The following is a 22,333-nucleotide window of genomic DNA, read 5'->3' as shown; positions in this document are numbered from 1 at the left end:
TGAATAGAAGCGTTTTCGGCGGTTGGGCACCCAAAAGTGGCGTTTTTAATCGCCCGTGTTGTTCAGAGTGGTACTTGGCTCACTTGAGGGATTCCCGGGCTCGTCGGTGGTGTGAGTATGCGTCGTCAGAGGGGATTCGCGCGAAGGTGGGTCGTTGCGAAGCGCGACTTGGCGGGCAAGAAGAGTGATTCGTTTTTCCAGCGCCATGGAATTGCGATACGACGCGCTCATCTGGGCGAGTACACAGATAATGAGGGCGTAGACCAAAAGGTTAATGCCCCGTTCTACACCGACAACCCGCGCAATCTGGTTCAGAAGTGGCGGATACACAATTGTGATGATGGCAAAGATAACGATGACGAGGATCAGTAGCCGTTGGGCGGCAAGATGCGATTGGCTTTGAACTGGGCGAACCAGTAGCCACGTGACAAGGGCAAGACCGATGATCAGTAGGGCGCGGATAAGAAAATACTCTGTCATCATCGCTCCCACATAAGATCAACAAGAATATTGACGCCGTTTAAAAGGGATTGTCCCTTAGCTTGCGAATAGTCCGAATACGTGATGTGGACCGGGTACTCAGCATAAGGCAAGTGAGTGCGTGCCAACTGAGAATTAATCTCCGAGGCGTGTGCCATGCGGTTGTGATGCAGGTGCACGTGGCTAAAAGCATCACGGTTCAGAGCTCGAAGCCCGTTGTGTGCATCCGACAGACGAAGCCCCCCGAGTAGACCGGAAATGAATGCCACTGTTCTTAGCGCAACGCGACGTAGTAGCGGAACGGACTTGCCGTGTCTTCCTAAGAAACGAGATCCAAGCACGAAACCCAGCTGATTCTCTTTCCCGTATTCCACCATTGAACGAGCATCTTTCGGATCGTGTTGACCGTCAGCATCAAAAGTGACAATCCAGCGCGCCGATGTATGAGTCTTCACCCATTCGATTCCTGTTTGCAGAGCTGCGCCCTGACCAAGATTGATCGGGTGGGTAATGACAGTGGCTCCATGTGAGCGGGCGACCTTGGCAGAATCATCGTTTGACCCGTCGTCTACACAGAGAATCCGAGAAAAATAAGGCATCAAAGCATCGATAACGGTGCCGATCATCTGTCCCTCGTTGTACGTAGGGATGATGATCCACGTATCGTCATCAATCCTCATGACCGCTATTCTCGCACTCTTATATGCAGCGTGGCGACGTGAGTGTATGGGGATGAAGAGCATTGAGAGGAAAGAAACGTCGCCGGTACAGTAGGAGTGTTGCCTATGAAAGGATGACCGGTGAGTATTCAAGCAAGCGCGGATGTGAGCGAGAACGCCTCAGTTCCGCCTTCGTGCGCGGTTTGGCATTGCGCTCAGATTCGCGAGGCCGCGATTCTGGGCGAGAACTGCATCATCGGTCGCGGCGTGTATATCGGCGAAGGTGTCAGGCTGGGAGCTAACTGCAAAGTTCAGAACTATGCCTTGGTGTACGAACCTGCCCTATTGGGTGACGGAGTTTTTATTGGGCCAGCAGTCGTCCTGACAAACGATCATTTTCCACGAGCAGTGAACGTAGATGGCTCCATCAAATCTGCTGATGATTGGCAACCTGTCGGCGTCACAATTGGTGATGGAGCTTCGGTGGGCGCGCGAGCTGTTGTGGTTGCTCCCGTCTCAATTGGTCGTTGGGCGATGGTTGCAGCAGGCGCTGTTGTTACGCGAGATGTTCCAGACTATGCCCTTGTCGCTGGTGTTCCTGCCCGACAGGTTGGCTGGGTAGGAACGGCTGGCGTTCCACTGAAAGAGATTGAGGGACAACCGTCGCGTTTGCGTTGCCCCAAGACGGGTGAAACCTACACTGTCGTTGGCGATACTGTCCTGACGAAAGACGATGACTGATGCCTGCAATGATTCCTGCCGCCCATCCCCTTATCGGCGAAGAGGAAGTAGACGCTGTTTGCCGAGTTCTACGTTCTCGAATGCTTGCCCAGGGTAAAGAAGTCGCCGCATTTGAAAACGAGTTTTCAGCTCAGCTTGCTGGTGGCGCCAATGCCGTTGCCGTTAATTCAGGAACTTCTGCGCTTCATTTGGGTCTTCTTGCATCGGGGGTCGGCGTCGGCGACGAGGTTATTGTTCCGTCGTTTACTTTCGCGGCAACGGGCAATGCAGTTGTACTCGCCGGAGCAACGCCTGTTTTTGCTGACATTGATCTTGATACGTTCTGTCTGAGTCCCGCTTCGGTTGAAAATGCAATCACTGAGCGAACGAAAGCCATTATGCCGGTTCACCTCTATGGTCATCCGGCGCCGATGAATGAGCTGAAAGCGCTCGCGGACAAATACTCGCTTATGCTCTTTGAAGACGCGGCCCAAGCACACGGGGCTCAGCTTGATGGTCAATTCGTTGGAACATTTGGAGCATTTGGAGCTTTCAGTTTCTATCCGACGAAGAACATGACATCCGGTGAGGGTGGCATGGTGACGACAACGGATCAGACGATTGCACGAAACGTTCGTCTTTTGCGTAACCAAGGTATGGAACAACGGTATGCGAATGAGCTGGTTGGCTTGAATAACCGCATGACCGACATCCATGCGGCAATCGGGCGGGTGCAATTGACGAAAGTTGGACAGTGGACCAAGCAACGTCAAGCTCATGCCGCATTCTTTGACACTCATTTAGAAGGAGTAATTGTTCCTCGTGTCGCTGAGGGAGCGACTCACGTATATCACCAGTACACGATTCGTCTGATTGATACTGATCGAGACCGTTTCATGAAGGCATTGGCTGAGGAATGGGGAGTGGGAAGCGGAGTGTATTACCCGATTCCGAATCATAGGCTTGAGTCATTGAAACCCTATGCGCCATCGACCGAACTCGACAATACGCTTCGCGCTGCGCGCGAGGTATTGTCGTTGCCCGTATATCCATCCTTGATCGACCAGCAACGTGAACGCATCGTTGAAGCCGTGAACACGCTTGCTCGCGCTGGGGCATGAGGTTTCGATGACTATTCGTTTGGGTATCGTTGGCGTTGGCTCAATGGGGCGCCATCACGTTCGCATTGCTCGACAAACCGATGGAGTTGAGCTGGTTGCCCTTGTTGATCCAGCAGGAGATCGCTTTGGTGTCGGCAATGACATGAACGTCCTGCCTAGCGTTGATGACATGATTTCCCAAGGTATTGATGCGGCGATCGTTGCTGTACCGACGGTGTTCCATGAGCAAGTGGCACTGAGCCTTGCTGACGCTGGTGTTCACACATTGGTTGAAAAGCCACTTGCCACGTCATACGAAGCGGGCAAGAAGATCGTTGAAGCATTCGATAATGCTGGTGTTATCGGTGCTGTTGGCTACGTTGAGCGCTGTAACCCTGCGCTCATGCAAATGCGTCAGCGCATCGCTGGCGGTCAGCTTGGAAGAATTTTTCAGATTTCAACCAGGAGGCAATCACCTTTCCCGGCGCGCATCTCCGACGTCGGTGTAGTGAAGGATCTGGCAACGCACGACATTGATCTTGCGCAGTGGGTGACGGGGAGTAGCTATCGGACAATCTTTGCCCAAACGGCGTATCGTTCGGGGCGCGAAGATGAAGACATGCTGGTTGCTTCGGGCTGTTTGGATAATGGCATCTTGGTCAACCACCAGATCAACTGGCTTTCTCCCTATAAAGATCGCACGACGATTGTCGTTGGAGAGAAGGGGGCCCTGGTCGCCGATACTGCGATGGCGGACCTGACGTTCTACGAAAACGGCTCAACACGCGTTCAGTGGGATCAAGTGGCAGCTTTTAGGGGTGTCAGTGAGGGAACAGTGACTCGCTATGCGATTGATAAGCGTGAACCTCTTGTTGTTGAACAGGAGAACTTCCGCGATGCGATCAACGGTATAGGGGCGAATCATGTTTCGATGCGTGAAGCTTTAGAGACCCTACGAATCACGGAAGCGATACTGGAGTCTGCGCGCGAAGGGTACGCGGTGACCCTGTAACAAATAGGGGCTCAATGGCGTGATACTGGTGAATTCACATTGTTTCCATTAACAACATGTGTCACACTAGCAACATCTGTCACCGCGTTTTGGAGTAATTGTGCGCCGATTGTCTATTGTGTCGCTTCTGAGTGTGGGCGCGTTAGCTGCTGCTCTTGCCCTTCAGCCATCGACGCCTTCGACTGCTACTGACTTAGTTCTTCCCTCTGACATGGATGTTGCTCCTGCCACGGTTTCCATTGCTGATATTCATGGCATGGAAGACATCGCTGAAGCTCCCATGGAAGAAAAAGTCGCTCCAAGTGAATACGGAACTGGTGAAAGTGAAGATCCGTTCCTTGTTGAGGTTGAACAGCGCTCTCTTCACAATGCTTCCGAAGTAGTTCCCGAAGAGAATGAAGAATCTGTTCTGCACGTCGCGTCTGATCTTCCTTCAGGTGTTGTTATTGCCGGTGTTGTGTTCGAAGACGGTATTAAAGAAGGCGCAGTCACGATCGCATACCGAAGCGAAGCCGATGGTATGTGGTCTGGCTGGACAGACGTCGAACTTGAGGATGCTGTTGCTGAGACAATGACGCAGAGCACGAATCCCATTTATCTTGAGGATGCCTCGAAAATCGAAGCTGTCGTGAAAGCGGCGCCTGGCACTGATACTGATGTCCAGGCCCTGGGGAACGTTCATGTGAGCGTGGTGTACACCGAAACCCAGGAAAATGAACTTGGCTCTGATTCTTCGTTGAAGAAGGTTGACTTCAAGGAGCAACCGGGCGCGCGTGCAGTGAATACTGGTGTACGAGGCGCCTCGTACAACACTGGAATGCAGGGACTGAATATTTTGTCCCGTGGCGAATACGGTCTGCCATGGTCGTCAGGTTGGACTCCTGAAGCGATTAGGCCTCAGGGTGTTGTTATCCACCACACTGCCTCGGACAACAGCTACTCTAAGGCAAGCGCCGCGGCGACGGTGAAGGGTATTTGGAATTTTCACACCAACGTGAATGGTTGGGGTGATGTGGGCTACCACTTCCTCGTTGATCGCTATGGCACCGTATATGAAGGTCGCGAAGGATCTTTGACTGGCTTCTACGAAGGCGGTCATGCCTACGGTGCGAACACGAACACGCTGGGCATTTCTGTTGTCGGAAACTTCGTCTACGAAGAACCGCCATATGTAGCTCAGAACTCCGTGGCAAAGCTCGCTGCGTGGCTCTTTAAACGAATCGGTATCGAGGATCCCTACAAGGGCATCTGGGTTCAGGGGCAGCCAGCCGGTGGTCGTTGGATTCCAGCATTGTCGGGTCACCGTGACGTCGGGGGAACAGAGTGCCCAGGTCAAGCGTTCTATGACAAGCTTCCGCGTCTGCGTAAGGTTGTTGCCAGCCTCGTTAAAGGCAACAACGCTTGGATTGACGGAGCAGGCAATGTTCAGGAGACTCCCAGAGCTGTTCCCGCTGAAGGCGGACGTCTTTCGGGCGCAGACCGCGATTCCACCGCAATTGCCATTTCGCAAGCGCGTTTCCCCTCGGGAGCGACGACAGCCTATCTGGTGAACCGCCTGTCGCCGGTTGATGCTTTGGCTGCCGGCGTCGTTAAAGACGGGCCAATTCTCTTCGCTTCACGCGGGGGAGTGAAGCCTGAAACAGTCAACGAAATGAGACGCCTTGGTGTTTCAAAGGTCGTCATGGTTGGTGGAACCGGAGTCTTGCCAGATTCGCTCTGGAACTCGCTCCCGGGTGTTTCTCGAGTGCGCTTGGGCGGAACTGATCGTTTTGATACTGCTCGTCGTGTTGCTTCATACGTGTTTCCCACGACATCCGCAGCGGTTTACGTTGCAGATGGCTTGGGTGTGAACGGCGTTGGCTCAGCTGACGCTCTGGTTGCTGCAAACGCCGAAGACGGGCCGATTCTCTTGGCGAAGCCGGGAGTTGGCTTGGATAGTGCGTCTGCTTCTTTGGCATCAAAGCTGGGTGGAAAGAGGTATCAGCTGGGCTCGGTGTCGCTAGCTGCTGGTGCCACCTCGCTCGGAGGGACAGACCGGTACTCCACGTCGGTTGCTTCAGCGCGTCATTCGTATCCGACAAAGCCTTCAATTGTCTATCTTGTCCGCGGCGATGTTTTCATGGATGGTGTTGCATCAGGCACCCTCACGGATGGTCCTCGTCTGTTGACCGAAACCGCTTCACTGCCCTCCAGTGTCTGCGACTACTTGAAGGACGTTAAACCCAAGAAGGTTGTCGCTCTAGGCGGAACCGGTGCTGTTTCAGACGAAGTTCTCATGAAAGCCCGGATGTGCGCAAGTAGGTGACCAGAAACAGCAAAGTGGGCGCGAAAGGAGAATTCCTCACAACGCCCACGGTGTTTTCGGACTCCGCGCGCTCAGAAGGCTGTTGAGTGTGTGAGCTGACTGTAGATATCCCGTAGTTGTTCGATTGCGCGTGTGACACTGCGATTCTTTTTGACCCAGCGTGACGCATGCTGAGCGCGTTCTTCGCGCTCAGACTCGTTCATGCTCAACAGGGCTGTCATCTGGGATGCAAGGGATTGCACATCGCGCTCCGTTACGAGATGTTCACTCCACGATGGTGCGACCATTTCAGGAGTTCCACCGACCCGATTCGCGATAACGGGGGTCCCGCACGCTTGCGCTTCAAGAAGGACAAGTCCGGCGGCTTCGGCTCTACCGTTCGTTGTTTGGGTGGGGAGTACGAGGCCGGTCGCGCAACGCATCCACTTGCGGACCTCTTCCTTTGTTGCGCGTCCGAGCACGTGAATTGATGGGTCGGCGGAAGCGGCCTTGTCGACTTGAGAACGTAGCGGCCCATCTCCGATCAGGACAAGGCGATGGGGGTACGAACTTAAGAGGGAATCGTGAGCAGAAAGCAGGTCGGGGATCCCTTTGAGCTCGCTCAGCGCTCCGACGAAAAGCAGGATTGGATCATCGGTGGCAAGCGGAGATTGTTCGCCGGTGATGGAAGAAGTGGCGGGAGTCCACCAGCTGGTGTCGACGCCTTGGTAATGAACAGTCAGTTTGCGGGCATCTACTCCAGATTGAACAGCTTTGTCAGCAAGGAACCTCGACACGGCGAGCACCTGTGTAGATTGATGGAACGCAGCCTCAATATTGAGGTCATTCCAATATGCGCCGGCTCTTCTCGGTATAGAGGGAAGATGGATTCCAAGGTTGGAATGATGATAGGCATCCCCACCGTGCACGGTTGTCACCAGTGGAACACCGAGCTTGCGTGATGCTCGAGCCGCTGGAAGAGACCACGTTGCCTGCTGTTGATGAATGATGTCGGGGTGGCTGGCAACAATCATGCGTGTCATGGCGTGCCCATACGCCCATTTCGCAGCGCGTTGAACTGTAGGGGCAAGACGATCGGGAACCACCTGGAGAACAGGAATGCTCATTGATGGATCATCGATGAACGCCGTACGAGTCACGATGGTCCAGTCGATATCCGGCATTGCGAGCGCATGGGCGGTGGCGAAATACGTGGGAGGAATCGACAGGGTACCTTTGGCAAGTGTGACTTTCATTCGGTATCTGCCTGTTCAACGGTCATGGGCGCCACGCCACTAGTGCGTGGCGTAACGGGGTAAGACTCCGTATTGTCAGACTTATCCCAGACTCTAGCAACGCGAACCGTGAGCGCGGTGAGGCCGGCAAGTAACAGTGCCTGGACGATGGAGACAACCCAGAGCGTGGTGACGATCGGAAAGCCTGCGCCACCCATGATATGGATGATTCCAAGGGGAGTTGCCGCATACATGCACGCGAAAGCGAGCATCAGACCTTGCCTGTCTGTGACAACGAAAACCGTTGAAATCGGCGATGTCACGACATTGAGCAGAAGCCAGGGGAGGAGGGCTTGAGCAATCAGCCCAGACTGTTCCCAACCGAACCCCAAATACCAGGGGAACAACGAAGGAGCGATCAAGGCAAGCAGAACGAAGGGGCCGATGGAGGCAAAGAAGGATAAACGGATCGACCTGAGGACTGTGGCCAGCATTGTTCCGCGGGGTGCAACCGCGAGGGAACGATAGGTCACTTGAGAAACTGCGCTGGTAATCAGAGCTACGGGCGCCTGCATGAGGAGCCACGCTTTGGCAAACTGCCCCTGCGGATCAGCTGAATACCACACGCCAATCAGCAGGACGATTCCGTTGACTCGCACAGCATCAACCAACACATTGGGAGCGTTAAGTAATGGCATTCGCCGGTAGCGGCGCAGGAGTTGCTTCGTGGTGCGTCCGCCAGTCTCGGGGGCAACGAGGCTCGATCGGCCACGATACAGCAGAGCAGAAGTAGAGAGGATCTGCCCGAAGAACTGGCTGAAAATCTGACCCGTTAGGGGAGCTAAGCCAGCAAATGGGGCTCCGATGCGGCTCAACTCAATACCGGCAGAATTGAGCACCCTATTTGATGAAATGGCTGAGAATCGTTCGAGCCGAGTGAGCCAGTAATTCATCACTGACGTGACGGAAAGGCACATGACAACAATGCCTGACCAGCCAAGAATCCCTGCCAATTCCTCGTGGTTTAAAGCGCGGGAAATGGGGCGGGCAAAGATCCAACAGAGTACGGACGTCAGCGCTGAAACGATGGATGTCAGCGTGAGCGAAACGCGGACAAGGCGTCGCGCCTCGTTGTCACGGGCGGGAAGCACGATTGCCATGTCGTATCTGCCAGCACTCACGCCTGCGACAATCTGCGGAACAGCAAGGAACGCGGCAAACGATCCAATATCTTCGGGAGTATAGAGACGCCCGATGATGGGGGTTGTCACAAGGACAATCAGCTGTGCAATGACGGTTCCCGTCAGAAGCGTCGAAATATGTGCCAGCTGAGGATGCTCAGCTCGCATTCGACGCAGGATAGACGAACCCATACGTGCAATTGTGCCATTACGGTGCCTGCTTGGAGTATCAGGGGAGAGTACTGCACACTTAAAGGGTGAAACGACGACGCTCACCATCGCGATCACAGGCTCGTGTCGTTATTGCGACTCGTACTTTTACGCCTGATCCAGCTGCCGCGGCACTTCGCTTGAGTGCTCTCGCTCGTGCCCTGCATGCACGTGGGGCTAAGGTTCGTGTTTTCACCTCAAAGCCCGAAAAATCACTGCGGAGCCTCCCACTCCCATCGTGGATGAACGATATCGACGTCAGGCGCTGGCCGGTTCTTCGTGACGCAACGGGAGCAGTACGCGGATACGTTCCCTATATGTCTTTCGACCTTCCGCTCTTTTTCCGCCTGCTCACGGCGAAACGCCCAGATGCAGTGGTCAACGAACCGCCGCCGACCACCGGTCTTGTTACCGCTATCGCATGTGGTATACGGCGTATTCCTCACATTTACTATGCGGCGGATATCGTGTCGGACGCGGCGCGCGCCCAAGGAACCACTGGACTTGTCGTTGACGCGGTGACGTGGATGGAACGAACCGCAATGAAGCGAGCAACGGCAGTCATCGCCGTATCCCAGGGGGTCGCAGATCGAGTCCAGGCCATTTCAGGTCGGGAAGCGGTCGTCGTCCCCAATGGCATTGATACGACCCGCGATGAAACAAGCGACGGCAAATTGAGCGGGGATCGTGGCCTCGTCCCCGAAGGATTCCCCCAAACTTCAGGCCCCGTCTTCCTTTACGCGGGCACAGTCGCCCAGTGGCTCGCTCCGGAGATCTTTATCGATGCGTTCGAAAAGGTGAAGGAGAAGCTTCCGGAGGCGCGCCTCATTTATTTAGGGCAGGGGAGTGCGTGGGCGCAGTTGCGCGATCGCGCTCGCGGGATTGCTGGAATTGAATTCCACCCAACTGTCAGCGCCGAGGAAGCCCAACGCTGGTACGCGCTCGCCACTGCGTCGCTTGCCTCAATGAAGCCCGGCGCCTACGACTACGCGTATCCGACGAAGATTTTATCGTCCCTTTCAGCGGGAACTCCTGTTATTTTTGCTGGTCCCGGGCAGGCTGCACTCGACGTGGCGGAAGCAAACCTGGGGTGCGCAGTTGATGTAGATGTCGATGCGGTGTGTGATGCGATGGTTGAGCTGTCAACTCTTGATGACAATGATCCGCGCTGTGATCGTGCGCGCCTTCATCGCTGGGTTGTAGAACACCGATCGGTTGCGGTCTCATCTGCGCGAGCTACCGCAATCGTGCTGGAAGTGGCTCAATCTTCACGCTGAGTTTCAACGGGGTCACTTCGGGGAACCTGCGACTCAATGTGCTGATGTGGGAGCGAACTATTCGTTAAGAACATCCCAACATGTCGCGCATGATTCCGCGTGCGACTTCAGCTTCCTTCTCAAAGCAGAGCTCGGGTGCGGCGGTGTGCGAAGCCTGTTTGAATTGGTCAACCACTTCTGGTGTCAGCTGGCGCAGGGAATCAACGATTTGAGGAACCTCGTACCCGGCGGAGATGACGCCCAGTTCGTGTTCTTCGAGTAAAGCGGTCATTTCAATGCTCGGCCCAATTGCCAGGGCAAGACGTGCCTGCACAAAGTCGAAGAACTTATTGGGTAGCGTGAGGCGTGCGTTTGTTGTCACCGGTGGCATCCAGAATGCACCAATGTCGTAGGCGTTCAGGGTGGCCGGCAGGTCAGCGGGAGCGACAGGATCGTGGAAACGAACGAGGTCCGAACCGGATGCTCGCGCCTTCAATTCTTTGAGATAAGCGCCCTTATCCCCACCGGGCACCACGTACAGGTCAAGGCTGAAATCGCCGTCCGTAGCCAGGGTTGCGTCGATCGTTGTTTCGAGGCTACGCCCGGGCACTGCCGCACCCGAATGGACGATGCGTAGTGGCCTGTGTGTAGGAGTAGTTGATGGCGTGAGGTCCGCGAAAGGAGCGGCATTACGCATGAGCTGCGGGCGAACACCATAACGGCGCTCGTAGAGCTTCATAATTTCTGTGCCAACCGTCGTCGCATTCGCGACCCTGGGAAGATAACGCTCACAGACCGAATCGATCCACGGCGCAATAAGGATCCTCCACGCTGCAACGTGGGTGCGCTCTTCAGGTGCCCACTCGTGCAGGTCAGCCCAGATCGGTGCAGACTGGGCGGCCTCGTACGCAAGCGGAAGTGCGCGCGCATCGTTGGCGATCACTGCGTCGAAGTGACGTGCCCGTAAGTCGTCAATGACTGCGCGCGTGCCGGGGGCTGCCAAGTCCGATGCGCGGTGGCAATGAAGTGCCAAGCACGCAACTCCCAGGGGAGTCTGGGGCAACGAGGCCGCGCCTGCTGGGATTTCAACATGATGCGTGGAATAGGGCGTCGCAGGACCGTATCCGCAGGTCGTGATGTCACCAAACTCAGCAACGACGCTGAGCTGACGCAGTACGCGGGCATCGCGCATAAGCGGAGAAAATGAGAGGACCAGAATCTGGGGACGTGACATGGAATTCATTCTATCTATCTGCTGTGTGCGCCCACGGATACCGGCGCTCCGCGCGTGAATCAAGAGAGTCACGGCTTCTTCAGCGCATACTTGATGGCGAACAGAGCCCTGAAGGAGTACCCGTGCGTATCGCTGTTGTTGCCCTCGGAAAAATTGGACTGCCACTGGCCGTGCAGTATGCGATGAAAGGGCATGACGTCATCGGCGTCGACGTGAATGAAACGACCGTTGACCTGGTGAATAAGGGTGTCGAACCTTTCCCAGGTGAAGCGCACCTTGATGAATACGTGCGCGACGTTGTTGCTTCAGGGGGCTTGCGTGCGACAACGTCGTATGAAGAAGCGATTCCCGGCGCTGACGCTGTTGTCCTTGTCGTTCCGCTTTTCGTTAATGACACGACGTGGGAGCCGGATTTCGGGTGGATGGATGATGCGACGCGCTCGCTGGCCACGCATCTCACTCCGAACACACTTATTTCCTATGAGACCACGCTGCCCGTGGGTACCACCCGCAACCGGTGGAAGCCAATGATCGAGTCGATTTCGGGATTGAAGGAAGAGCAAGACTTCCATCTCGTCTTCTCGCCCGAACGCGTGCTGACCGGACGAGTCTTTGCTGACCTGCGTAAATACCCGAAGCTGGTTGGTGGGCTGAACGATGCGGGAACAGCGGCGGGCATTGCTTTTTATGAAGCGGTTCTCGACTTCGATGAGCGCGCTGATCTGCCTTCCCCCAACGGAGTCTGGGATATGGGAAGCGCCGAGGCTGCAGAGATGGCGAAACTCGCTGAAACTACCTACCGCGATGTCAACATTGGCTTGGCCAACCAGTTTGCAGTCTATGCGGACAAGGTGGGGATTGATGTTGAGCGAGTGATCGACGCGTGCAATTCCCAACCCTACTCGCATATCCACCGTCCGGGGATCGCAGTGGGAGGGCACTGTATTCCCGTCTACCCGCGCCTCTACCTGTCGACCGACCCGGATGCATCGATCGTGCGCACTGCGCGTTCCTACAACGCGACGATGCCGGAATACGTTGTGTCTCGCGCGGAGTCCGTGCTGGGTTCGCTAGCGGGGCTACGAGTTGCGGTTCTAGGCGCCTCGTACCGTGGGGGAGTGAAAGAGACGGCGTTCTCCGGCGTGTTCGCCACGGTTGAGGCTCTGCGCACTCGCGGGGCAAACGTCGCCGTTCATGATCCGATGTACTCAGACGATGAGTTACGAGGCTTCGGGTGGGAGCCGTATCATCTGGGGGCTGATGCGTGCGACTGCGCCATTGTTCAGGCCGATCATGCACTGTACCGCACGCTCACCCCAGCGGATTGCCCAGGAATTCGTCTGCTACTCGATGGGCGTCGCGTGACCTCACCCGAGTTGTGGGCGGGGGTGCCACGCGTCGTTATTGGTGAATAACGTGCCAGAAAGTCGATGAAGTGCACGTATTTGCTTCGTTGAAGCCGATTGAAAATATGTGAAATACGCAAAAATGCGTGACATCACCACGCTGTATGTTCATAATTATTTACACAAGGCTTATGTTTGAACGTGAGTCTCGGAAAACAATTCTTGAACGGATGGCTGATGTCTGCACCACTGTCACACGCGCAATTCGATGTTCTTTACGCAGTGAACTGTAACGAAGAAACGCTCACTCAGCGTGAGATCCAAGCAATAACGGGTATGTCACTAGGACGTGTGAACTCGGCTGTTCGTGAGCTTGAAGCGAGCGGGTATCTTGCGGCCCGTCAGATCACTGACGCTGGCCTGGAAGCTCTCGCGCCATATGCTGTCGATAACGCAGTCATTATGGCAGCAGGTCTCTCATCACGTTTCGCCCCTATCTCCTATGAACGACCGAAGGGGACCCTGCGTGTTCACGGAGAGGTTCTGATCGAACGCCAGATCGAGCAGCTCCACGAAGCCGGAATTACAGACATCACCGTCGTTGTCGGTTACAAGAAGGAATACTTCTTCTACCTCGTCGAAAAATACGGCGTGAAAATCGTTGTGAACTCCGAATACGCCACGCGAAACAACAATGGTTCGCTGTGGCTGGTACGCGACAAACTGGCCAATACCTACGTCTGTTCGTCCGACGATTACTTCACCGAGAATCCTTTCGAATCCCACGTTTACCGCGCCTACTACTCTGCCCAGTATGTTGAAGGTGAGACCGATGAGTGGTGTCTGACAACCGGCGCTGGCGGTCGCATTACCGGCGTTGAAGTTGGCGGACATGACGCGTGGATCATGCTTGGCCACGTCTACTTCGATCGTGAATTCTCAGCCACGTTTGTGGAGATCCTCGAGCGCGTTTATCACCTTCCAGAAACCGCCCCGAAGCTCTGGGAACAGATCTATGTCGACAATATCAAGCAGTTCTCGATGGTCATGCGCACATACCCTGCTGGCCTGATTAACGAATTTGATTCTCTTGATGAACTTCGCTCTTTTGACCCGTTCTTCATGGAGAACGTTGACTCCGAGATTTTTGACAACATCACGGCAACATTGAACTGCGATGTGAATGATATCCAGGATGTCTACCCCCTCAAGCAGGGAATTACTAATCTGTCATGCCACTTTGCTGTGGGAGACAAAGAGTATGTCTATCGCCATCCGGGCCTGGGAACTGACAAGATCGTGGACCGACAAGCCGAAAGCGAAGCACTGAATCTGGCGAGTGAACTGGAACTAGACTCGACATTCCTTGCTTCCAACCCGATTCAAGGATGGAAGATCTCTCGCTTTATCCCCGATTGTCGCAACCTTGACGTGACGAATCCCGACGAGCTTCGTCGCGCGATGCAGATGTCCCGACGCCTACATGACAGCGGGAAGACTCTCACGCGCAACTTTGACTTCGTCACTGAAGGTCTGCGATACGAAGAGATTCTGAAACAGTTTGGTCCCATCGACGTACCTGGATATGAGGAGCTTCGCACCAAGGTCCTTCGGCTGAAGACACACGCCGATGCGGACAACTTCCCGCTGGGTCCCAGCCACAACGATTTCTTCAACCTGAACTTCCTTGTTTCTCAGAACGGGCATCTTGACCTGATCGACTGGGAATACGCGGGGATGTCCGATATCGCTGCTGACTTCGGGACAATGGTCGTCTGCGCGACCGATCTCACCGATGAGCTTGCTACCCAAGCCCTCGAATACTATTTTGGCCGAACACCCACCCCAACCGAACAGCGTCACTTCTGGTCATACGTTGTCTTTGCCGGGTGGTGTTGGTACATCTGGTCCCTCGTAAAGGAAGCAGAGGGCGACAACGTCGGTGAATGGCTGTACATCTACTACTCGCACGCAACCGGAAAGCTCAACGAATTACTTGCTGCGTACGAGAACGCCGAGCTGGATAACTGAAGAGGAGACACGCAATGAAGTGGGGTATTTTTTCGGGTGCTCTCTGGGGCTTGGACACATCGATCCTGGCTCTCGCACTAGTCTTTGTCCCGTTCCTCGATGCGTCAGAATCATCGCTTTCATCAGCGCTACTGCACGATGTGACGGCCGCCCTGGTCCTGCTTGTTTATATGGGCCTGAGAGGTCGTCTACGTGACTCTTTAGCTGCGGTGAAGACTCGATCGGGTCGAGCCGTCATGCTCGGCGCATTGCTGGGTGGTCCGTTCGGTATGACCGGGTACCTGATTGCGATCAATCACATCGGGCCGGGCTTTACGGCCATCATTTCCACCTTCTACCCGGCCGTGGGTACCGTTCTGGCGTTCGTATTCCTGAAAGAACGTATGAGCCCCAAGCAGATTATTGCTTTGCTCGTAGCTCTTGGAGCCATTGTGATGATCGGCTATTCGTCCACGCAGACGGTTACCGAGGGCAACCCTGTCCTTGGCGTCATTGCCGCTCTTGCCTGTGTTTTTGGTTGGGGCTCCGAAGCTGTCATTCTCGCGTGGGGAATGCGTGACGATGCCGTTGACAACGAGACTGCCCTCCATATTCGTGAAACAACATCGGCGCTCGTGTATGTCATTGTTGTTGCTCCGATCGCTGGGGTCGTCGGGTTTACCCTCCGTGCAATCCCGACGGCGGGAACTGGTGTGATCGCGATTGCCGCAATCGCCGGAACGGCTTCGTATCTCTTCTACTACAAGGCCATCGACACAGTCGGCGCCTCGCGAGGGATGGCACTGAACATCTCTTACTCTGCGTGGGCGGTGATCTTCGCATTCCTTTTGCAAGGGACCGTTCCCAGCGTCCTACAGATCGTGTGCTGTGTGGTTATCTTGGTGGGTACGGTTCTGGCTGCTACGCCGAACTGGAAGGAACTGCGTTCGCAGTTCACATAGGATCCTGGTCAAAAAAGGTGTGGCCTCCCTGTCTGTAGGGAGGCCACACCTATATGAACGCGAAGTCAGTTCTTTGCCATGATCTGGTTGATGATCGTTGGATCGCCCCAAACGCCGGGGGAGTCATAAGGACGATCGGGGAAGGCGCCGTACTCGAGTGTCAAAGAAAGATTGTTTTCCTTGATGTATGCCTCAACGCGGTCAGCCAATGAGATCGGTTGACCCGAGCACGCGTTAATGATGCCCGTGTACTCATCCTGCGTCACGATCGCGGCGATCTGTTGCGCTAGACCATCAACGGAAATGAAATCGTACAGATTCTTTCCCATGGTGAAGGGGAAAGATGTCTTGCCTTCTTCATCAGCCTGAAGAAGCTTGCTGAAAATGGAATTACCGAATTTGTCATCGCCGACGATGTAGTAGCCACGGATCCATTGCATCAATGAGCCAGTTTGAGAAGCGCGAATAGCGGTGAGATCACGCAGAGCATTCTTTGCTACTCCATAGAGGGACGCGGGGTGGCAGGGGGTGTCAGCATCAATAGCACCTTCCCAATATCCGACCTCATGCATTGAGCCCATCACTGCAATCTGAGACAACCCACCTTCAAGAAGATGTGAGATGAAGTGGTAGTGGGAAGCCAAATCGTCCACATGCGCCTGAGAATTGTGCTTGAAACCGTCCCTCCAGGCCATGTGAAGCACAACATCGGGCTTGCCTAGCTGCTCGTAGATGTCAGCGTCGCCTGAAAAGATATTGACGTTCAGGCGTTTAGCGCGTTCATCGATTCCGTCAAACTTCAAATCCACGACAGAAACATTGACGTCATGCTTCAGCAGAGCGTCGACGACATGGCGACCAATATAGCCACCGGCACCAGTAACGAGAACAGTCTTTCGCATAGGTGTGATGGTATCAGTTGGCTTTGCCATTACCTCGTATAAAACGAGCTAAATCAGACACCGTGAGCTGAAAAATATAGGTGAGGGTTCGCGCACTATCTTGGCGTTCCCTGTAGGTTCTGCCGAGATAATAATCGAGCAACTAAGATGGAGTTATCTGAAAGGTAGAAGCCAGACCCGTTGTCTACCTTCCCCCGAAGAATCTGAGAGATTGAGCTATGCATACCCTCGACATTATGTTGCCGTTTTGGGGCGAACCGTCGTACCTCTTTGAAACAGTAGAGGCCGTTCGTAACCAAAGCGTGGGCGGATGGAAGTTGACGGTTGTTGATGACTGCTACCCAGATCCGCAGGTGGGCGAGTACTTCTCGCACCTTGATGACGAGCGCGTGACTTATATTCGCAATGAAAACAATCTGGGCATCACTCAGAACTATGAGCACTGCGTTGAACTTGCCTCGGCGGAGCTCATTATGTTGCTTGGATGCGATGATGTTCCAGAACGCGACTTCGTCGAACGAATCTTGAAGCTTCACTCTGAATTTCCCTCTGCATCCATTATCCAGCCGGGAGTTCGAATCATTGATGAGAGCAGCTCTGCGGTCACTCCTGTTGTCGACCGGGTTAAGTCCCTACTGCGACCTGATGCGCAGCGGCCTCGTCTGTTGTCCGGTGAGGATCTTGCCGTATCGCTGTTGCGAGCCGATTGGTTGTACTGGCCTTCGCTCGTCTTCAAGCGTGAGGTTTTTGAAACAACGCAGTTCCGTCCGGGTTTCCCGATTATTCAGGATCTTGCGCTTGTCATGGATGTCATCGTGGCTGGAGGCTCTCTGCTCTTCGATCCCTATGTATGTTTTGCATACCGTCGTCACGCTGAATCTGCATCGTCGACTGCACTTTTTGATGGCCGTCGTTTCCAAGGAGAACGCGATTACTTTGCGATTGCCGAGAAGCTCGTATTGAAGAATGGCTGGAGGCGCGCTGCACGTGCTGCGCGTATTCATTCAACGTCGAGAGCACATGCTCTGACTTTGCTTCCCCAAGCCTTGAAGCAGAAGGATAACGCGGCTGTCTCGCAACTTCTGAAGCATGTGATTTCGTAGTGTGTCAGAGCACACTGAAAGAGGTTGGTGGGTGCTTCTGAAAAGCGCCCACCAACCTCTTTCAGTGAATGGCTATCACTTCGTTGGAAGGCAATGGCGGAAATGAGGGAAGTGAGTTCTCTGTAGCGAAAAGCCTTGTTTGCTGAGGCTTACTAACGAGCAGCTAAGGAGAGCTCTCCCCAGGGGGATTTTCCGCGAACCCAACGCATCGTTGCACGTTCAACACCCAACCAGCTCGCTGTCGCCAAGATGACAGTGATGAACGTGGCAACCATTAAAAGGAACCAGAACCCCATCGTGTGAACGCCGAACAGGATAAGAAGCTGAAGGACGGGGAAGTGGAAAATATACACGCCGTACGAGATGTCATGAACCTGAATGAGTTTCGGAGAGGGGAGAACAGCTCCCAGCCAGAGGATCACGTAGGCCATAAATGGTGATGCTGCTTGCTTACCGAAACCGTCCGAACCGTAGATACACGCAAGCGCAAGGATGAGGGAAACAAAAGCGTACTCCCATCTCATTGGCAACTTATCGCCTAGCTGGAAGATAATCGCGCCCCCAAGGAAGTACGGGAGCATAAAGATGAGTAGCTGAAAATCGCCACTATTTCCAACGTAGGGAAGGAACCAACCGATTCTCGCGTGAATTGCTACCGACACGAGGAATAGCAGGATTGTTGGCCACACGTGGTTCTTTGTGAACGCCCATGACAGGAAGACACCGATGATGATGTAACACCAGAACTCGTAGTACAAACTCCAGAGGGAACCATTCCAAGCCGACGGATAAGGCACCGATGCAAGAGTGCCCGAGACATCGTAGTGATTAATTAAAAGGAAGATATTCGAGTAAATGTAGTGGAGTGGCGTAGTCGGAGTTGCGAAGAACCCGTCGAACGAGTGCTTTTCAACGTAATAGGCAATCGGTGCGAAGATGAAAGCAACCGCAACGAGGGACAGCAAGAATCCGGGATAGATGCGAGTAATGCGATTCATCAAATAGTGTGCGCCATTACTTCGAGTTCGTGCGCCCGTGATAAGAAAGCCGGAAATACCAAAGAAACCAACGACTGCCCAGCTACCCAGGTGTTGTCCCTGCCAGACAACACCATCTCCAACACCTGCCAGAATCTGGGCGTGAGAAAACACAACCAGAAACGCAAGGGCTAATCGCAGGAGGTTGAGGGCGTTATCGCGAGAGCCAAGATCTCGCGTATATGGTTGGGGCAGATGCATGGTCACTTAGTGTAATGGACGCATATCTGGCTCCCCTTGATCGACTCTTGTTTCTCGTGTGCAACCTACGACAGCGGTGAACAACGTGGATGTGCATGTGAATTCTTGTGGCGTAACGAGTCTGGGATCATTGTTGAAGCACGATGTGTTTCTCGGCTGAAATACTCTCCTGTGCGATAATCGGGTAACGATCAAGTTGGAATGATGCTCGAGTTTAAGGACAACGTATGGCAACGCCTGATGCATTTTCAGATCCGGAGCAACTTGCGAAGATTCAGGCAGTTCTCCTAAAGATTCTGAAGGATTTTGATCAAGCCTGTCGCGAGCTTGGGGTCGAGTACACGGTCTACGGTGGAACATCTATTGGGGCTGTGCGGCATCAGGGGTTCATCCCGTGGGACGATGATGTTGACGTGCTTATGACTCGTGCCGATTACGAGCGTTTCCTTGCCGAGGCGCCGAAGATTATGTCGAAAGACTATCGTTTCGACAATACGCGTACGGTGCCAGAATATCCCTTCATGTTTACCAAACTTGGGCTGGATGGAACTGTCTTCATTCCTGAGTTTGGCAAGGACTCGAAGTACCGGATGCGCCTAGCAATCGATCTACTCCCTCTCGATAATGTTCCGGGCGATGATCCTGCAGCGGTTAAAGCAATGAGTCGCAGAACATGGGTGTGGGGTCGTCTGCTCTACGTACAGGGAACCCCGACTCCCTACTTGATTGACACACACGGCTTCAAGCGTTTTGCGATCCACAGTGCAACCTCGCTTGCTCATTGGGCTATGCGTTTATTCCGTGTAACCCCACAAATGTTGCAGAACAAGTGGGATAAGGCTGCTCGTCGTTTCGAATCGGTTGATACAGGGATCTACGCTGACTTTTCGATGCGTGATCCGTGGAACTGGACAGTGACTCGCGAGGAGCTCTTCCCAGCTCTGGATGTTCCGTTTGAAGACATTACGGTCAAACTCCAGCGCGAGTACGACGCGGTTCTGACACGTTCGTACGGCGACTACATGCAGATGCCACCGGAAGAGAAGCGCCGTAACCATAAGCCGGTAGAAATCGATTTCGGTCCCTACGAAAGCCTCGCCTGAGAGAAGGACGAGTCCATGTCGGACGCCAGTGCCAGTAGTTCTCTCAAACGTGACTACTTTTGGAATACTGCATATTCTCTGATGCAGTCTGCTGCGACGGTAGTCATGTTGATCGTTGTCACTCGTGTTCTCGGTATTGAGATTGCCGGCTTATATTCGTTAGCAATTGCGGTCGGTCAACAATTCCAGACGCTGGGAATGTTTGAAGTACGCACGTACCATGTGACAGATGCGTCGGGGAAGTTTACTTTCGGCACCTATCATGCAACTAGAATCTTGACCGTCGGTGCAATGATTATTGGCATTGCAGGATACGCGGTTGTGAGTGGCGATGGGCTCTCCGCTGTGATGCTCATGATCCTGGTTGCCTCGATCCGCGTCTTTGATGCGTTCGAAGATGTTTACTACTGCGAGCTTCAACGTAGTGGCCATCTGGATATTGCTGGTGCAGCAGGGTTCTGGCGTACTTTTGTCACTACAGCTGTATTTAGCGCCGGGCTTGTCATTACGCAGAACCTTTGGATAACAGTAATTGCAACTTTGGTTGCGTCGCTCGTAGCGATGATCGTTCTATTTGTTCCTCAGAGCGTGCGACTTTTTGCTTTCAAACCGCTATGGACAAAACGCGAGATTTCTGCTCTCCTCATTGATTGTCTACCGCTTGCTCTTGCATCGTTTATTTCCATGTATCTTGCGAATGCTCCACGTTTCGGTATTGACCGTTACTTGGGCCTGACAGAACAGGGTATTTTCGCAATTCTTTACATGCCTGCGGTAGCAATCAATTTGCTGGCATTGGTTGTCTTTAGACCACTCCTCACACAGATGGCTCATCATTGGGTTCGCCACAACTGGTCAGGATTTGTTGGGATCGTGCGTCGCGGGCTTACCGCTACAGCGGGCGCATTTGTCGCGGTTGCGATTGTGACCTACTTTATTGGTGTTCCGATTCTCAATCTTGTTTTCGGTAAAGATATTGCTCCATATCGAACGGAGCTGATCGTTCTTGTCTTTGGTGGAGCCATGAACTCTGCCAGTGTGATTCTGTATTACGCGATTACGACGATGCGCCAGCAGAAGCTGGTCTTTGTAGGGTACGCCGTGTCAGCGTTGACGATTGCAGCTCTTGTTCCCATTCTGATCCCGCGTTATCAGATTATGGGTGCTTCGATTGCCTATGGGATAGCGATGACCGTGCTCTCCATGATCTTCGGACTCGTACTGGTGGCGAACAGGGATAAGAAAGCCGTCGAACAGTAGTCGTATGTGAGAGCCGAAACAACTTCAATCCCAACGCGGGGTACACTCTGTTCACTTTTTAGCTGAAAGACCGCTTCATCAGGGCAACGATGTGGAACCCGTAGTTTTTGGCGGTCGCCCACCCGCGGTGTTGGGGATTTTCTTGAATGCCGAGGTATTCAACGATGGGCGCGCTTCCCCTTAAAACGTAGGCGAACCGTTGATCTACCAAGGGGTAGGCAAGACTAGATTCAGTTGCATGTGGGTCAGCGTATGCGCGTAGGTGCTGGACTTGTGCCCGCAGACCGGTGCGCACGTCGGGGAAGCCGTTGCCTTGTGCTCCGTTACCTGTTGCGGCAAGTCCTGCGAAGTTGAACTGTTGGATCTTGACGTCGCCACCGAATGAGAGCCACGCGGTTTCTAGCATGGACTGGGCAAAGACAACTTCCGGGTTGATGCCTTCGGCTATTGCCTCGTCATAGAGGATCGAGAAGAAGTCTAAAGCGGTGGGAGCGCCCCCAATGCTGAGTGCACCCGAGGGATAGGAGTGACCCGATTGGGCGTATGCGTTCAGCATTGCTTGGATTGTTGTGGCACGGTTTGTGTGGGGGGCTCCCATGATCGGCGTAGGAGTAAACCACGTTCCGTCGGAGGCAAAGTAGTAGGTGGCCGAATCAATGTCCTGCTGGCCTGTGACCATTGCTCCTGAAGGGGCTAGGTAGTACCAGGTGCCGTTGTTTTCCAGCCAACCGGTTTTCATGGCGCCTGATGCTTCAAAGTAATACCAGGTTCCGTTCACTGATCGCCAACCGGTTGCCATTGCTCCGGAGGTGGTGAGGTAGTACCACGTGCCACCGTTGTCGACCCAGCCGGTTTTCATTTCGCCGCTCTGGGTGAAGTGGTACCAGGTGTTGTTGACGAGGGTCCAGCCGGTGGCCATTGCTCCGGAAGAGTCGAGGTAGTACCACGTGTTTCCATTGTGGACCCAGCCGGTTTTCATTTCGCCGCTCTGGGTGAAGTGGTACCAGGTGTTGTTGACGAGGGTCCAGCCGGTGGCCA

At 54.0% G+C, this 22,333-nt stretch carries 19 protein-coding genes; 11 read left to right on the top strand and 8 right to left on the bottom strand.

The annotated features are described in order from the left end of the window. Positions 1 to 45: 45 nt before the first annotated feature. Both QP503_RS01460 and QP503_RS01455 read right to left on the bottom strand, forming a co-directional pair. Positions 46 to 480, bottom strand: coding sequence for a DUF2304 domain-containing protein (locus tag QP503_RS01460; protein WP_103632006.1), 435 nt, complete (start codon positions 478 to 480; stop codon positions 46 to 48). Then, the gene (locus QP503_RS01455) at positions 480 to 1,160 is read right to left on the bottom strand and encodes a glycosyltransferase family 2 protein (protein WP_101627541.1); all 681 of its coding nucleotides are present in this window, start codon (positions 1,158 to 1,160) and stop codon (positions 480 to 482) included. Before QP503_RS01455 ends, QP503_RS01460 begins: the two co-directional genes overlap by 1 nt. A 120-nt stretch (positions 1,161 to 1,280) precedes the next feature. Here QP503_RS01455 and QP503_RS01450 point away from each other — a divergent pair, with 120 nt between their 5' ends. From QP503_RS01450 to QP503_RS01435, 4 genes are all read left to right on the top strand, one after another. Next, the gene (locus tag QP503_RS01450; RefSeq protein ID WP_006681370.1) at positions 1,281 to 1,880 is read left to right on the top strand and encodes an acyltransferase; all 600 of its coding nucleotides are present in this window, start codon (positions 1,281 to 1,283) and stop codon (positions 1,878 to 1,880) included. Beyond that, positions 1,880 to 2,980 carry a DegT/DnrJ/EryC1/StrS family aminotransferase gene (locus QP503_RS01445; protein WP_103632005.1) on the top strand — a complete coding sequence of 367 codons (1,101 nt, stop codon included), beginning with the start codon at positions 1,880 to 1,882 and terminating at the stop codon, positions 2,978 to 2,980. The genes QP503_RS01450 and QP503_RS01445 overlap by 1 nt, the downstream gene beginning before the upstream one ends. A 7-nt stretch (positions 2,981 to 2,987) precedes the next feature. After that, positions 2,988 to 3,971, top strand: coding sequence for a Gfo/Idh/MocA family protein (locus tag QP503_RS01440; protein ID WP_103632004.1), 984 nt, complete (start codon positions 2,988 to 2,990; stop codon positions 3,969 to 3,971). Between the two features lie 100 nt (positions 3,972 to 4,071). Continuing rightward, complete coding sequence (locus QP503_RS01435; protein WP_219585339.1) at positions 4,072 to 6,276, top strand: cell wall-binding repeat-containing protein; 2,205 nt, start codon at positions 4,072 to 4,074, stop codon at positions 6,274 to 6,276. A gap of 71 nt (positions 6,277 to 6,347) precedes the next feature. Here QP503_RS01435 and QP503_RS01430 read toward each other — a convergent pair whose 3' ends face one another. Beyond that, on the bottom strand, positions 6,348 to 7,511 hold the full coding sequence (locus QP503_RS01430) for a glycosyltransferase family 4 protein (RefSeq protein ID WP_285101070.1): 1,164 nt from the start codon (positions 7,509 to 7,511) through the stop codon (positions 6,348 to 6,350). Continuing rightward, positions 7,508 to 8,863 carry an oligosaccharide flippase family protein gene (locus QP503_RS01425; RefSeq protein ID WP_181002095.1) on the bottom strand — a complete coding sequence of 452 codons (1,356 nt, stop codon included), beginning with the start codon at positions 8,861 to 8,863 and terminating at the stop codon, positions 7,508 to 7,510. The genes QP503_RS01430 and QP503_RS01425 overlap by 4 nt, the downstream gene beginning before the upstream one ends. A gap of 65 nt (positions 8,864 to 8,928) precedes the next feature. Between QP503_RS01425 and QP503_RS01420 the strand changes: the two genes are divergently transcribed. Next, the gene (locus QP503_RS01420; RefSeq protein ID WP_285101068.1) at positions 8,929 to 10,158 is read left to right on the top strand and encodes a glycosyltransferase; all 1,230 of its coding nucleotides are present in this window, start codon (positions 8,929 to 8,931) and stop codon (positions 10,156 to 10,158) included. Between the two features lie 64 nt (positions 10,159 to 10,222). On the opposite strand, the gene QP503_RS01415 is transcribed toward QP503_RS01420, so the two are convergent. Further along, the gene (locus QP503_RS01415; protein ID WP_219810868.1) at positions 10,223 to 11,371 is read right to left on the bottom strand and encodes a glycosyltransferase family protein; all 1,149 of its coding nucleotides are present in this window, start codon (positions 11,369 to 11,371) and stop codon (positions 10,223 to 10,225) included. A gap of 122 nt (positions 11,372 to 11,493) precedes the next feature. On the opposite strand from QP503_RS01415, the gene QP503_RS01410 reads away from it, so the two are divergent. From QP503_RS01410 to QP503_RS01400, 3 genes are all read left to right on the top strand, one after another. Then, positions 11,494 to 12,786, top strand: coding sequence for a nucleotide sugar dehydrogenase (locus tag QP503_RS01410; RefSeq protein ID WP_285101066.1), 1,293 nt, complete (start codon positions 11,494 to 11,496; stop codon positions 12,784 to 12,786). 168 nt (positions 12,787 to 12,954) lie between these two features. Then, positions 12,955 to 14,748, top strand: a complete 1,794-nt coding sequence (locus tag QP503_RS01405; RefSeq protein ID WP_103631998.1) for an NTP transferase domain-containing protein — start codon at positions 12,955 to 12,957, stop codon at positions 14,746 to 14,748. Positions 14,749 to 14,762: 14 nt separating this feature from the next. After that, positions 14,763 to 15,689, top strand: a complete 927-nt coding sequence (locus QP503_RS01400; protein ID WP_179369807.1) for a DMT family transporter — start codon at positions 14,763 to 14,765, stop codon at positions 15,687 to 15,689. A gap of 65 nt (positions 15,690 to 15,754) precedes the next feature. Here QP503_RS01400 and QP503_RS01395 read toward each other — a convergent pair whose 3' ends face one another. Beyond that, on the bottom strand, positions 15,755 to 16,591 hold the full coding sequence (locus tag QP503_RS01395) for an NAD-dependent epimerase/dehydratase family protein (RefSeq protein ID WP_040318641.1): 837 nt from the start codon (positions 16,589 to 16,591) through the stop codon (positions 15,755 to 15,757). 218 nt (positions 16,592 to 16,809) lie between these two features. Here QP503_RS01395 and QP503_RS01390 point away from each other — a divergent pair, with 218 nt between their 5' ends. Then, positions 16,810 to 17,694: a glycosyltransferase family 2 protein gene (locus tag QP503_RS01390; RefSeq protein WP_006681358.1), complete on the top strand. Its 885-nt coding sequence runs from the start codon at positions 16,810 to 16,812 to the stop codon at positions 17,692 to 17,694. 152 nt (positions 17,695 to 17,846) lie between these two features. Here the strand turns inward: QP503_RS01390 and QP503_RS01385 are convergent, their stop codons facing one another. Further along, complete coding sequence (locus QP503_RS01385) at positions 17,847 to 18,932, bottom strand: acyltransferase family protein (RefSeq protein ID WP_006681357.1); 1,086 nt, start codon at positions 18,930 to 18,932, stop codon at positions 17,847 to 17,849. A gap of 227 nt (positions 18,933 to 19,159) precedes the next feature. Here QP503_RS01385 and QP503_RS01380 point away from each other — a divergent pair, with 227 nt between their 5' ends. Next, the gene (locus tag QP503_RS01380; protein WP_006681356.1) at positions 19,160 to 20,035 is read left to right on the top strand and encodes a LicD family protein; all 876 of its coding nucleotides are present in this window, start codon (positions 19,160 to 19,162) and stop codon (positions 20,033 to 20,035) included. Positions 20,036 to 20,050: 15 nt separating this feature from the next. Next, entirely contained in the window at positions 20,051 to 21,295 is a 1,245-nt protein-coding gene (locus tag QP503_RS01375) for a lipopolysaccharide biosynthesis protein (protein WP_006681355.1), read from the top strand. A gap of 58 nt (positions 21,296 to 21,353) precedes the next feature. On the opposite strand, the gene QP503_RS01370 is transcribed toward QP503_RS01375, so the two are convergent. Next, positions 21,354 to 22,333 (bottom strand): glucosaminidase domain-containing protein (locus QP503_RS01370; protein WP_285101064.1); only part of this gene is annotated, 980 nt, incomplete at its 5' end.

Origin of the sequence: Pauljensenia sp. UMB0895, from assembly GCF_030218905.1 — a bacterium.
Classification (GTDB): domain Bacteria; phylum Actinomycetota; class Actinomycetes; order Actinomycetales; family Actinomycetaceae; genus Pauljensenia; species Pauljensenia turicensis_A.
Note: the sequence above shows the minus strand (reverse complement) of the source record. Positions and strands in the feature narration are given on the sequence as shown.